Source organism: Castellaniella sp. GW247-6E4 (assembly GCF_040276065.1).
Classification (GTDB): domain Bacteria; phylum Pseudomonadota; class Gammaproteobacteria; order Burkholderiales; family Burkholderiaceae_B; genus Castellaniella.
Map to the genome: position 1 here is coordinate 12,305 of NZ_JBELOI010000008.1, position 12,228 is coordinate 24,532.

Consider the following 12,228-nt stretch of genomic DNA (forward strand, 5'->3'; position numbering starts at 1 on the left):
CGCATGTCTTCCTCGTTAAGATGGTGAAAAGCAATAAAGGGCGCCCACTGCCCATAATCGCCATACTGTCAGGAGATACTCATGAGCCAATGTTTACTTACTCGGCCCGCCGCCCTGGCGGCCGCTTTGCTGGTCGGCTTGGGCGGGTTTGCAGTCAGCGGCGACGTTCTTGCCCGGCAAACGCTGCGGGTCGCGCACGTGTCCAGCGTCGACAGCCTGGTCAACCAGGCCCTGGTCCGCTTTGCCGATGAGGTCAAGGAGAAAACCGGCGGCGAGCTGGCGATCGCCATTTATCCCGATGGCCAACTCGGCGACGAGGCGCCGATCGCTGATGCCGTCGGTGCCGGTGCGATCGACATGGGACTCGGGGGCGCCCTCGACGCCATCGACCCGCGCCTCAATGTCGTCAGCCTGCCGTTTTTGTTCAAGGACGCGGCGAACGTCCACGCGTTCCTGGACGGCCCGGCCGGGCAGGAGTTGATGACGCTCGGGCAGGACCGAAACTACATCCTGCTGGGGGCCTTGGATTCCGGATTCCGGCAGTTTGCCAACCAGAAGCATCCCATCCGCAACCCGGCGGATCTGGCCAGCCTGAAGATCCGTACTCCGCCCAATCCGGTGATCCTCGCGACCATCAAATCGCTGGGGGCGCTGCCTCAGGCCATTCCTTATGGCGAGGTTTATACCTCCCTGCAGTCAGGCGTCGTCGATGGCGTGGAGCCCGAGTTGCGGGATTTCTATGAGCAAAAATGGTACGAGGCGGCAAAGTACGTGACCATGTCCAATTACGTCTGGTCGGCCAATATGTGGTTCATGAACAAGGCCCGCTACGACAGCCTGAGCGACCAGCAGCGCGAGGTGTTGCGCGCCGCCGCGGCCAATAGCGTGAATTGGTATCGTGGCGAGCTCGACCAAGCCTACAAGGTGGTCATCCAGGCGCTCGAGGACAAGGGTGTGCAGTTCAACGACGTGGATGCAGCCGCCTTCCGTGAAAAGGTCGACCCGGTCTATCAGCAGTTCGCAAAAGAGTGGGGCGAGACTTTCGTGGAATCGGTCCGCGCGGCCGCGCAACGCTGAGTTGAGGCGCCGGCGCCATGCAAGCCACCGACGATACGTCCCGGGCGCCCAGGCGCCCGCTGCCTGTACGGCTGCTGGAAGGGTTCGGGATTGTGCTGCTGCTATTGACCCTGGGCGCGACCCTGGCAGGCATGTTGGGTCGTTATCTGCATCTGCAGAACGTCGAAGGGTCTTTTGAAATCGCGGGCATGAGTTTCGTCTGGCTGACTTTCATCGGGACGGTCATCGCGGAAGTCCGGCGCGAGAACGTGCGCTTCGAAGGCCTGCTCCTTTTTCTGCCGCCGATTGGCCGCTATGTGCTGGACTGGGTCAGCCTGTTGATCTTGCTGGGGGTCAGTCTGTGGCTGGCAAACAGCGGGTGGGCCGTTCTCCAGCAGTCCGGCCATGTGCCCACGCCGGTGCTGCGCTGGCCCACGGGTATCCTCAGCTCGGCGTTGTTCGCCGCGGCCTCGATGCTCATCGTGCTGGCCGTGTGGCGCCTGGCCCGCTTGCTGAAAACCTTCCCGGGGGGCAGGCCATGACGGTCGCCCTCATTTTCCTGGGATTTGCGCTTTTTCTGGTTCTGGGCAGCCCCATCGTCTGGGCGATGGCGGCGGCCGTCATCCTGGCCGTGAGCGCCGGCGATCTGCAGATGCCGACAGCCTGGCTCGCGCAGCAGACCCTGCGGGGCGCCGACTCGATCAGCCTGGCGGCGATCCCCCTGTTCCTGCTTGCGGGCGAGTTGATGAACCGGGGCGGGCTGACCCGGCACATCATGGGAATCGCCGAATCGCTGTTCGGACGACTGCGCGGTGGCCTGGGACTGGTCAACGTCGCGACGGCCTTTGTGTATGGCGGTATCACCGGATCGGCGACGGCGGACACCGGCGCGATCGCCAAGATCATGATCCCCGCCATGGAAGAGCGCGGCTATGGGCGCGCATTCGCGGCCGCGGTGACCGCCGCGTCGGGGACGCTGGGCATCATCGTGCCGCCCAGCGTCGTCCTGATCCTGTATGGGGTGCTGACCAATACCTCCATTGGCGGCTTGTTCGTCGCCGGCGTCGTCCCCGGGGTGCTGCTGGCCGCGAGCTTCATGGTGACAGCGTACATCGTGGGCGTCAGGGAGCAATTCCCCTTGCTCGAGAAGCCGCTGCAGGCCCGGCAATTGAGGACAGACCTGATTTACGCCTTGCCCGCCTTGCTCATGCCGATCCTCGTGCTGGCCAGCATCGTGCTGGGATATGCCACGACCACCGAGGCCGCCGCGCTGTCCGTGCTGTACGCCTGGGTTGCCGGCGCCCTGATCTATCGCGAACTCTCCTGGCGGGATCTCGTTCCGGCCATGATCGAAGCCGTGGCAACGACCGGCGCGGTCATGATCATCATGGCGGTCGCCACGCCCTTTGGCTGGATACTGACGTTCGAGCAGGTGCCGCATGCCGTTGCGGAGTGGATCGCAGCCGTCCAAGCAGGGCCGTCCATGACGATCCTGCTGATTATCCTCGCGCTGGCCTTTGTCGGGCTCTGGATGGATCTCGGGCCGGCCATCATCATCCTGGCGCCGATTCTCGTGCCGATCGCCAAGGCGGCCGGGTTCGATCCCTACCAGATCGGCATGATCTTCACGGTCACTCTGGGCCTGGGGCTTTTCACGCCGCCGGTGGGCACCAATATCTTTGTGGTGTGCAACGTCGGGCGCATCGGCATCGGCGCCGTGTCGAGGCGGCTGATTCCGTTCTGGATCGCGACTTTCGTGGTCATTGGCCTGCTGGCGGCTTTTCCCGGCCTGTCCGCCTGGCTGCCCGGGGTCATGGGTTATTGACCGTCACCGATTGCCTGTTTTGTTGGAATTCACACATATGAATCATCTCGTTGGGGGTATCTCGAGTGCTGGACGGGCCTTGCCCGATCTGGACGGGCAGCGTTTTCTGGCCGAGCGCGCGCAGGGCCCTTACCTGTGGGATACGCGCGGCGTTCGCTACCTGGACACGGCCATGAGCTTTGGCGCCACTATGCTCGGCCACGCGCCGCGCGCGGTGGTCGAGGCCGTCAACGGCATGTTCTCGAAAATGCCCATGCCTTCTTTTGCGCATGAAACCGAGGAGCGCGCCGCCGCCGCGCTGGCGGCGTGCACAGGCCCGCTCTCGCGCGTGATCTTCGTCAATAGCGGCAGTGAGGCGGTGCATCTGGCCTGCCGCGCCGCGCGGGCGTCGACCGGGCGCACGCGCATCGCCAAGTTCGCCGCTGGGTACGATGGCTGGTATGATCAACTCGCGTTCGGCAACGCGAGCTCCCGAGAAGCTGGCATGGGCGCGGGCGCGCGGCCGGAAAAAGACGGCATGCTGCTGCTGCGCTACAACGACTTCCAGGATATCGAGCGCTTGTTCGACGAGTGTCCGGATATCGCGGCCGTGCTGATCGAGCCGGTCCTTGCCAATGCGGGCTGCCTGGAACCGGCGCCGGGATACCTGAAGGCCGTCGCCGATGGCGCGCGTCGACATGGCGCGGTCGTCATTCTGGACGAGGTCCTGATGGGGTTTCGCCTGCACGCCGGGCTGTGTGGCCACTTGTACGGAGTGGACGCGGACCTCGCCACCGTGGGCAAGGCGATCGGCAGCGGCACCGCAGTGGCCGCCGTGGTGGGCAAGCCCGAGATCATGGATGTTTTTGAGAACCGACGGGCCGTTCGGGCAGGGACCTATAGCGGCAATCCGCCGGTGTGCGCCGCGGTGCTGGCGACGCTGGAACAGCTCCAGGCCCAGGATTATCCCGCCTTGCTGGCGCGCGGGAATGCCCTGCGCGACCGGTTGGCCAGGATTTTCCGGGATGCCGGCCTGCCGTTTTCCACCACCGGCTTCGGATGCGTATTCACCCCTTGGGCGCACGACGAGCCACCGACGACGTATGCGGCGGCTTTCGGTGCCGCGTCGACAGAGTGGACGCTCGATCTACACCTGGCCTTGCGCCGGGCGGGTGTCTTGATCATGCCGTTCGCGTTTGGGCGCCTATATCTGACCTTTGCGCACGACGAGGCCGTTGTGGAGGAACTGGCGGCCGGATTCGTCACGGCGGTTCAGACGCTGGCCGGCGTCTCGAAATAGCTCTGGATGAATTGCGCCAGGCGTCGCACCAGCAAGGGGGCGTCGTCCGGCATGCAAAGGGCCAGCTCGAGATCGGGTAAATCAGGCAGGCCGTGGGCCCGTCCCAGGATGCGCCAGCCCTCGGGCATGATCGATTCCGGCAGCACGGTCAGGGCACCGTTGAGCCTGACCGCGGCCTGCACGCCAGGCAGGTGCGATGAGGAGCATACGATCCGCCAAGCGCGCCGCGCCTCATCCAGCGCGGCGAGAATTCTTGGCCTGGCTCTGCACTGATCCGCGAACAGGGCCAGAGGCAGTACGGGGTCCGCTTCCGGATAGTGATTCGGGACAGTGCACCAGAGCTGGCGCTCGCGGGTGAGGAACTGGCCGACATCGTGGCCCGGCTGGCGCGTGATCACGGCCAGATCGATGCTACGTTGCACCAGCAGGGTTTCCAGGCGGTTGGAGAAATCGCACAGGATGTCCACTTGGACATCAGGGTGGCGGCTCGCGAATTCACGCAGCAGCGCGCTGCCCAACACGTCGAGGTAATCGTCCGGCATGCCGATGCGCACCACCGTCGAATCGATGCCGCAGTTCAGCGCGCACAGCATTTCGCTCTCGAGGGCAAGCATGCGGCGTGCAAAGCTGATGAGTACCTCGCCCTGGCTGGATAGCACGACGCCTTGGCGAGTGCGCTCGAGCAGCTTGCGCCCGAGGCGGCGTTCGAGCCGATTGATGATCAGGCTGACGGCTGCCTGCGTTTTGCCAATTCGGTCCGCCGCGGCGGTGAACCCGCCGCAATCGACCACCGCGACGAAGGTGGCCAGCATTTCCGAGTTGAGGTGGCGCATCGCCGACCGGTCCTTAGCGCGTCTGGCGCTCGCCGCCCAGGGCGGTCACCAGATCGGTCAGCAGGCGCGCCAGCTCGCCACACATCAGCGCCATGTCGGCGTCGAACTGCTCGGCCTCATTGGCCGCCTGGGCGTCCTGATGCTCTTTGAGTACGTCCAGGGGCGCGACGCGCTTGATGTCCAGGTTCTCGGTCAGCACAAATGAGACACGGTCGTTCCAGGTGAGAGCCAGGCGCGTGCATTGCTTGCCTGCCTGCACGTGTTTGCGCACGTCGTCCAGCTCCACGCTCTGGCGGACGTAACGCACCGTGGCGCGGCTCTCGCCGGTGGCGCGCAGCTCGGTGTCCTGGTCGATGGTGAACCCGGCCGGGGCCTCGTCCTCGTAGAGCCATTGTGTCATAGCGGCAGCGGGCGACAGCTCGACGTGCAGCGGCACGATGGGGAAGGGCGTAAGCGTCTTGGCCAGCAGGCCCAGGACCTCGTCGCTCTTGGCCGTGGCGGCCGCGTCGATGGCGACCCAGCCGTTGATCGTGTCGATCCAGACGTGCGTGTCGTGGGCGATGACGAATGCGCGCGGCAGCAGCTCCATGGTGAGCTGTTCCTTGATTTCCTTCATCTGCTTGCGGCCCGGCTTGTAGCCTTGTTGTTCTTCGATTTCCAGCGCTCGGGCGCGGCTGGCCTGGTTGATGACGGTGGCCGGGAGCAGCTTTTTTTCAGTGTGCAGGCGCAGCAGCACCTGGCCGTGCGACGCATAGGCGAGGCCGGCGTCCTCGCGCGGCGGCATCCAGCCCGATACCTGGCTGTCCTGGCTGCCACCGGGGCGGAAGGCCAGCGGCTCGAGGGCGGCCTCAAGCGCGGCGGGCGTCAGGGAGATCTTGGGGGCGAGACGGTAGAGTTTGAGATTTTTGAACCACATGGGAATGCCGGAGGTAGAGCGGGTGACGGGGCGGGGCGGAGCCCCGGGAACAGGGCTCCGATTGTACGCGCAGAACCCGGTGAGCAGGGTTTTGGTTGCGCGTTCGGGACCCAGGGCGAGCAGGAGCTGGCCTCAGGTCGCGCGCGCGGATCGCGCCAGGTTTGGGGACGTGTATAAGGCGGTCGGCCAGCGGGTCAACGCGGCTTATGGGAGGCCCTCACCGATGTCTCCGCGGGATGTGGTCCGCCCCTGTCTTTTCTCTAAGGAGTTCGCCGTTCTTTCGCAATGTCTTAGTGAAAGTGATGGGGAAATACAGGGCGTCCGACTCGATCCGCGCGCGCGTCGAGAGATCTATTTCGGTGCTCTCGATGGTGAAGACATTTCGGCGTTCGCCTTGGTAGCGGGCGTTGGCGGGCATGGCGTCATTACAAAAAAATGGCCCAGGCACTGAGACCGGGCCACTCAACGCACGCCATCGCACATGGTAAGGCTCGCGGGGAGTGCGAGGCGGCGGCGGGTCGGCCTGAAGATTCGCCCGGAAGCCAAGGGGGAACGAAGTTCCGGACGGCGGGTCGGCCCTGCCGCGCCATTCTAGCAAGGGCATGCTGACAATAGTCTGAAATTCAATATTTCTGGATTCAATCAATCGGGTGTTGCGTCCAGATCATTGCGGTACGTCTCCTTGACGAACAAGGTGCCGATCACCAACGTCATCAGGGCGATGATGATCGGATACCACAGGCCGTCATACATGTTCCCGGTGGCGGCCACCGTGGCGAAGGCCACGGGCGGCAGGAATCCGCCGAACCAGCCGTTGCCGATGTGGTAGGGCACGCTCATGGAGGTATAGCGGATGCGGGTGGGGAACATTTCGACGAGCATTGCCGCAATCGGCCCGTAGACCATTGTCACCTGCAGGACCAGAAAGAACAGCAATAGCAGGACCATGATGTAGTTGATCTGCGAGGGGTCGGCGCGCTGGGGATAGCCGTGGTCGCGGATCGCCTGCATGAGGCTGGCCTGCAGGATACGGTTGCGCGCGGCGAATTCCACGCGGCTGAGCGCGCTGCCGTCGAAGGACGGGACCACCTGGTCGCCGATGATGGCGCGCGCGACCGCGCCCGGCTTGGCGGCGGCGTTGACATAGTGGACCGAGTTCGTGGCCATGAAGGCCTTGAGCAGGTCGCAGGAGCTCGTGAACGAGGTGGTGCCCACTGGGTTGAACTGCAGCGAGCAATCCGCCGGGTCGGCCTGCACCATGACGGGCGCGAGGCTTTGCGCGCGTTCGAGGGCGGGGTTCGCATAGTGGGTGAGGCCCTTGAACACGGGAAAATAGGTGAGGATCGCGATCAGGCAGCCCGCCATGATGATGGGCTTGCGTCCGATCCGGTCGGACAGGGAACCGAACACGACGAAAAATGGGCAGGCCAGCAGCAAGGCCAGCGCCACGAGAATGTTGGCGATATTGGCGTCCACGCCGAGCGTCTGGGTGAGAAAGTACAGCGCGTAGAACTGGCCTGTGTACCAGACCACCGCCTGGCCGGCGGTCAGGCCCAGCAGGGCCAGGATGATCATCCGCAGGTTCTTCCAGCGACCGAAGGATTCCTTGATGGGCGCCTTGGAGATCGTGCCTTCGCTTTTCATGCGTTTGAAGGCCGGGGACTCGTGCAGCCGCAGGCGGATCCAGACCGAGATCACCAGCAGCAGCACCGAGATCAGGAACGGCACCCGCCAGCCCCATTCGGTGAAGGCCTCCTCGCCCAGCGTGGCGCGCGTGCCCAACACCACCACCAGGGACAGGAACATGCCGGTCGTGGCGGTGGTCTGGATCCAGCTCGTGAAGAACCCGCGCCGGTTCGGCGGAGCGTGCTCGGCCACGTAGACCGCCGCGCCCCCGTATTCGCCGCCGAGAGCCAGGCCCTGCAATAGGCGCAAGACCAGCAAAATGATGGGAGCGGCCGACCCAATCGAGGCCGAGGAGGGCAGCACGCCCACCAGGAAGGTCGACAGGCCCATGATCAGGATCGAGATGACGAAGGCGTATTTGCGGCCCACCATGTCCCCGATCCTGCCGAACACCAGTGCACCGAAGGGACGCACGGCAAAGCCCGCGGCGAAGGTCAGCAGGGCGAAGATGAAGCCGGCTGTGGGGTTCAGGCCCGAGAAGAAATGCAGGGCGATGACCGAGGCCAGCGAACCGTAGACATAAAAGTCGTACCACTCGAAGACCGCACCCATGGACGAGGCGAGGATCACCCGGCGTTCCTCGTGGGTCATCGGACGGTCAGCGGCATCCGCGGGAATCTCGGTCGGCGCGCCTGCGCGTGTCGGGGGATTCATAGGCTGGTGGTCCTGGGGACGTAGTCGCGTGGAAAGGTCACGCGGATGCGGGTGCCGCCGCTGGCGGGGTCGCGGTGATTGCCTGGGGGCAGGAAATGGATCTCGGCCTGATGGTGTTCAGCCACCTCTTTGACGATGGACAGGCCCAGGCCGCTGCCCTCGGCCTCGTTGCCCAGCACCCGGAAGAACCGGTCGAAGACGCGGGCCTGGTTCTCGGGCGAGACCCCGGGGCCGGTATCCTGAACCTCTAGGGTGATGTGCTCGTCATCGCCGCCGGCGCGCACGGTGACGCGCCCGCCCGGCGGGGTGTAAAGCAGGGCGTTGTCGATCAGGTTGTTGAGCATTTCGCGGATCATGGTGCGGTTGCCGAAGACGGGCAGCGTTTCTTCGGGTGCGTCGAAGCCCAGGTCGATGCGCTTGCCCATGGCCGCCTGCACCCATTCCATGGTGCATTGCCGCGCAAGTTCGCGGATATCCAGGGATTCGGTGGCGCGCGGCACCGTGTCGTCGATGCTCTCGGCGCGCGCGAGCAGCAGGAGCTGGTTGACCAGCCGCGTGGCGCGTTGGGATCCGACCTGAAGCTGATGCAGGCTGTCGCTCATGAGCGCGGGGTCGCGCTCGCGCAGAGCCAGTTCGCACTGGGTGCGGATGCCCGCCAGCGGGGTCTTGAGCTGGTGGGCCGCGTTTGCGACGAAGCGCCGCTGGGATTCCAGCGAGGCCGCCAGGCGCTTGAGCACGTTGTTCATGGCCGCGATCAGCGGCGCGATCTCGGCGGGCGCCAAGTCGTCGCGAATGGGGGATAGATCGCTCGGTTTGCGCTTGCGCATGTGCTCTTGCAGCAGGCTGAGGGGCTCCAGACCCTGGGTCAGGCCCAGGCCGGCGAGCATGGCGGCCAGCGGCAGGATAATTAATTGTGGCGTCAACATTCCAGTGAGGATTTCCTGCTGGAGGGTGGCGCGCGCCTCGCTGGGTTCGGCCACCGCCGCGAGAAACCCCACGCCGTCGCGGTCGCGTCCACCCCAGACATAGGCCACCCGTACCGAGCGATGCTGCATGGTCGCGTTGCGGTAGCGGATCTGATTGATGTCGTAGGCCCAGTTTTCGGGGATGGGGAGGTCGGCGCTGCCGGCCAGCGAGTGGCCGTTGGCATCCAGGATCCGCCAGATCGTCGGCGTCTGGCCGGCGTCCCCCTCGAGGATTGTGCGCGCCGACTCGGACAGGCGCACGCCATCGTGCAGACGTTGTTGCTCGACCTCGTGGCGCAGCAGGCGCAGGTGACTCGCCAGTGTGCGGTCGTAGGGCGCGTTGGCGATGTTCTGGGCGATGAAGTACGTGATGACGATGCCAATCGACCACATGATGAACAGCGGCACGATCATCCATGACAGGATGCGGCTCAGCAGTGTGCGGCGTCGTTTCTTGCGGCCCTTGCTGGACGAGGGAAACATGCCGCCCCGAAATCAGATGGTCGCCGCGGAGTCGGCGGATTCGCTCTTGGTCTCGGGCTCGAGGCAGTAGCCCAGGCCGCGCACCGTCAGGATGCGCGCGCCGCTGGGCTCGAGCTTCTTGCGCAGCCGGTGGATGTAGACCTCGATGGCGTTGGTGGTGACCTCTTCGCCCCATTCGCACAGCAGGTCGACGAGCTGGCTTTTGCTGATCATGCGGCCACTGCGCGAGAGGAAGATCTCGAGCAGGCTGGTTTCGCGCGCGGACAACTCGAGCGGCTGCTCGTCGATGGTCGCCACGCGCCCGTTGAGATCGAAGGCCAGCCGGTGGTGGTGCAGCACCGAGGTCCGGGCGCCGCCGTTGCGGCGGATCAGGGCCCGCACGCGTGCCTCGAGCTCGCTCAAGGCAAAGGGCTTGGACATGTAGTCGTCGGCGCCCAGGTCCAGACCCTCGACTCGCTGCTCGACCGAATCGGCCGCCGTCAGGATCAGCACGGGCAGGGCGGTGTGGCGCTGGCGCAGCTTGCGCAGGACCGACAGGCCGCTCATGCGGGGCAGGCCCAGGTCCAGGATCAGCAGGTCGAAGGTCTGGAGCTGGAGCGCGGAATCGGCGCTGGAGCCGTCGTGGACCACGTCCACCGCATAGCCTTCGTAGCGCAGTGAACGGGAAAGACCATCCGCAAGAATACTGTCGTCTTCGGCGATCAGGATACGCATGGCGGGAATGACATCCAGGGGCAGGTTGGGATCAGGGGGACGCGCGGCGCCGCGCGTGCGCTGCGCGCCCGGGGTTTCATTCTGTCACGCGACGCGCTTGCGGTCATTAGGGGTTAACGATGGGCGCGGGCCGGCGTCGAGGGCGCGCCGACGGCTCTCCGGGAGACATCTGTATTTCCATACAGTATAATTTAGTGCCATAATCGTCGAAAACCACGGCCTGCCGGATGCCCTCCGCCGGCCCAAACCGTTACTCAAGGAGTCCACATGGACGAACAAACCGGCAAGGCCGCCAACCCCGAGCGCGCCAAGGCGCTGGCCGCGGCGCTGTCGCAGATCGAAAAGCAATTCGGCAAAGGTTCGGTCATGCGCTATGGCGACAACCAGGTCGAGCACGACATCCAGGTGGTGTCGACCGGTTCGCTCGGGCTGGACATCGCGTTGGGCGTCGGTGGTCTGCCGCGTGGCCGCGTGATCGAGGTCTACGGCCCCGAGTCCTCCGGCAAGACCACGCTGACCCTGCAGGTCATCGCCGAGATGCAGAAGGTCGGCGGCACCTGCGCCTTCATCGACGCCGAGCACGCGCTGGATGTGCAATATGCGTCGCGCCTGGGCGTCAACTTGTCCGATCTGCTGATTTCCCAGCCGGATACCGGCGAGCAGGCCCTCGAGATCACCGACGCCCTGGTGCGCTCGGGGTCGGTGGACCTGATCGTGATCGACTCGGTGGCGGCCCTGGTGCCCAAGGCCGAGATCGAGGGCGATATGGGGGATTCGCTGCCTGGCCTGCAGGCCAGGCTCATGAGCCAGGCCCTGCGCAAGCTTACCGCCACGATCAAGCGCGCCAACTGCATGGTGATCTTCATCAACCAGATCCGGATGAAGATCGGCGTCATGTTCGGCAACCCCGAAACCACCACCGGGGGCAATGCGCTGAAATTCTATTCCTCGGTGCGCCTGGACATCCGCCGCATCGGCTCGATCAAGAAAGGCGACGAGGTGGTCGGCAACGAGACGCGCGTCAAGGTGGTGAAAAACAAGGTCGCGCCGCCTTTCAAGCAGGTCGAGTTCGACATCATGTACGGTACCGGAATCTCGCGCGAGGGCGAGATCATCGACCTGGGTGTGCAGGCGGGCATCGTGGACAAGGCTGGTGCCTGGTACAGCTATAACGGCGAGCGCATCGGCCAGGGCAAGGACAATGTGCGGGACTACCTCAAGGAACGCCCCGAGATGGCCTTCGAGATCGAGAATCGCGTGCGCGAGCAGCTCGGCATCGTCGCGCGCGCCCCGGCCGCGCAGGCCGATGGCCAGTGATGATCCCGATCGCGGCCCCAGCCTGAAGGCCAGGGCCATCGCCTATCTGTCCCGCCGCGAGCATTCGCGCCTGGAGCTGCGGCGCAAGCTCGCCGCCCATTGCGATGATCCCGAGCGGATCGAGGCCGTCCTCGACGATCTCGAACGCCAGCATTGGCAGTCGGACCGGCGCTACGCCGAGGCCTATGCCGCGCGCCAGGCTCCACGGCAAGGTGCCGCCCGCATCCTGCAAACCCTGCGCCAGCAAGGGGTCGGCGAGGACGAGCTCTGCGACCTCGGGGCCGGCCTGGCCGATACGGAATCCGGTCGGGCGCGCGAGGTGTGGCTGCGCAAGTTCGGGCAACCCCCGGGCGACGCGCGGGAATACGCCCGCCAATACCGCTTTCTGGCGGGCCGGGGGTTCTCGGCCGAGTGCGTGCGCAGGATACTGGACGGCCGGGATTCCGAACGCTGATTCCGTGTCCTGATTGGGCATGCACCGTGTCGGTTTCACCCGTCCA

Annotated in this window: 11 protein-coding genes; 6 read left to right on the forward strand and 5 right to left on the reverse strand. The window is 65.1% G+C overall.

Annotated features, from left to right (window positions below):
- Positions 1–81 precede the first annotated feature (81 nt).
- Genes ABS761_RS10850 through ABS761_RS10865 form a run of 4 tightly spaced genes read left to right on the forward strand, consistent with a single transcriptional unit; the run spans position 82 to position 4,160 of the window.
- Positions 82–1,077: a TRAP transporter substrate-binding protein gene (locus ABS761_RS10850; protein WP_350408336.1), complete on the forward strand. Its 996-nt coding sequence runs from the start codon at positions 82–84 to the stop codon at positions 1,075–1,077.
- 17 nt (positions 1,078–1,094) lie between these two features.
- Positions 1,095–1,598 (forward strand): TRAP transporter small permease, encoded by a 504-nt coding sequence (locus ABS761_RS10855; RefSeq protein ID WP_350408337.1) that lies wholly within the window; start codon positions 1,095–1,097, stop codon positions 1,596–1,598.
- Entirely contained in the window at positions 1,595–2,881 is a 1,287-nt protein-coding gene (locus ABS761_RS10860; RefSeq protein WP_350408338.1) for a TRAP transporter large permease, read from the forward strand. The genes ABS761_RS10855 and ABS761_RS10860 overlap by 4 nt, the downstream gene beginning before the upstream one ends.
- A gap of 37 nt (positions 2,882–2,918) precedes the next feature.
- The gene (locus ABS761_RS10865) at positions 2,919–4,160 is read left to right on the forward strand and encodes an aspartate aminotransferase family protein (protein ID WP_350408339.1); all 1,242 of its coding nucleotides are present in this window, start codon (positions 2,919–2,921) and stop codon (positions 4,158–4,160) included.
- On the opposite strand, the gene ABS761_RS10870 is transcribed toward ABS761_RS10865, so the two are convergent.
- The 5 genes from ABS761_RS10870 to ABS761_RS10890 form a co-directional block, all read right to left on the reverse strand.
- Positions 4,133–4,993, reverse strand: coding sequence for a LysR substrate-binding domain-containing protein (locus ABS761_RS10870; RefSeq protein WP_350408340.1), 861 nt, complete (start codon positions 4,991–4,993; stop codon positions 4,133–4,135). The genes ABS761_RS10865 and ABS761_RS10870 overlap by 28 nt on opposite strands.
- Positions 4,994–5,006: 13 nt before the next feature.
- Positions 5,007–5,909: a recombination-associated protein RdgC gene (locus tag ABS761_RS10875; protein WP_350408341.1), complete on the reverse strand. Its 903-nt coding sequence runs from the start codon at positions 5,907–5,909 to the stop codon at positions 5,007–5,009.
- Positions 5,910–6,551: 642 nt separating this feature from the next.
- Positions 6,552–8,186: an MFS transporter gene (locus tag ABS761_RS10880; RefSeq protein ID WP_502881418.1), complete on the reverse strand. Its 1,635-nt coding sequence runs from the start codon at positions 8,184–8,186 to the stop codon at positions 6,552–6,554.
- Between the two features lie 59 nt (positions 8,187–8,245).
- Positions 8,246–9,697 (reverse strand): sensor histidine kinase, encoded by a 1,452-nt coding sequence (locus ABS761_RS10885; protein ID WP_350408343.1) that lies wholly within the window; start codon positions 9,695–9,697, stop codon positions 8,246–8,248.
- A gap of 12 nt (positions 9,698–9,709) precedes the next feature.
- Positions 9,710–10,411, reverse strand: a complete 702-nt coding sequence (locus tag ABS761_RS10890; protein WP_350408344.1) for a response regulator — start codon at positions 10,409–10,411, stop codon at positions 9,710–9,712.
- Positions 10,412–10,678: 267 nt separating this feature from the next.
- On the opposite strand from ABS761_RS10890, the gene recA reads away from it, so the two are divergent.
- Both recA and recX read left to right on the forward strand, forming a co-directional pair.
- A complete protein-coding gene (gene recA / locus ABS761_RS10895; protein ID WP_350408345.1) occupies positions 10,679–11,728 on the forward strand; it encodes a recombinase RecA in 1,050 nt (349 codons plus the stop codon).
- Positions 11,718–12,182 carry a recombination regulator RecX gene (gene recX / locus ABS761_RS10900; protein ID WP_350408346.1) on the forward strand — a complete coding sequence of 155 codons (465 nt, stop codon included), beginning with the start codon at positions 11,718–11,720 and terminating at the stop codon, positions 12,180–12,182. The genes recA and recX overlap by 11 nt, the downstream gene beginning before the upstream one ends.
- The last annotated feature ends 46 nt before the right edge of the window (positions 12,183–12,228 follow it).

Excerpts from the sequence above, each read along its gene's own strand:
- ABS761_RS10880 (WP_502881418.1), bottom strand. The coding sequence starts at position 8,186 with ATGACCCACGAGGAACGCCGGGTGATCCTCGCCTCGTCCATGGGTGCG.
- ABS761_RS10890 (WP_350408344.1), bottom strand. The coding sequence starts at position 10,411 with ATGCGTATCCTGATCGCCGAAGACGACAGTATTCTTGCGGATGGTCTT.
- ABS761_RS10875 (WP_350408341.1), bottom strand. The coding sequence starts at position 5,909 with ATGTGGTTCAAAAATCTCAAACTCTACCGTCTCGCCCCCAAGATCTCC.
- ABS761_RS10850 (WP_350408336.1), top strand. The coding sequence starts at position 82 with ATGAGCCAATGTTTACTTACTCGGCCCGCCGCCCTGGCGGCCGCTTTG.
- recX (WP_350408346.1), top strand. The coding sequence starts at position 11,718 with ATGGCCAGTGATGATCCCGATCGCGGCCCCAGCCTGAAGGCCAGGGCC.
- ABS761_RS10860 (WP_350408338.1), top strand. The coding sequence starts at position 1,595 with ATGACGGTCGCCCTCATTTTCCTGGGATTTGCGCTTTTTCTGGTTCTG.
- recA (WP_350408345.1), top strand. The coding sequence starts at position 10,679 with ATGGACGAACAAACCGGCAAGGCCGCCAACCCCGAGCGCGCCAAGGCG.
- ABS761_RS10855 (WP_350408337.1), top strand. The coding sequence starts at position 1,095 with ATGCAAGCCACCGACGATACGTCCCGGGCGCCCAGGCGCCCGCTGCCT.
- ABS761_RS10885 (WP_350408343.1), bottom strand. The coding sequence starts at position 9,697 with ATGTTTCCCTCGTCCAGCAAGGGCCGCAAGAAACGACGCCGCACACTG.
- ABS761_RS10870 (WP_350408340.1), bottom strand. The coding sequence starts at position 4,993 with ATGCGCCACCTCAACTCGGAAATGCTGGCCACCTTCGTCGCGGTGGTC.
- ABS761_RS10865 (WP_350408339.1), top strand. The coding sequence starts at position 2,919 with ATGAATCATCTCGTTGGGGGTATCTCGAGTGCTGGACGGGCCTTGCCC.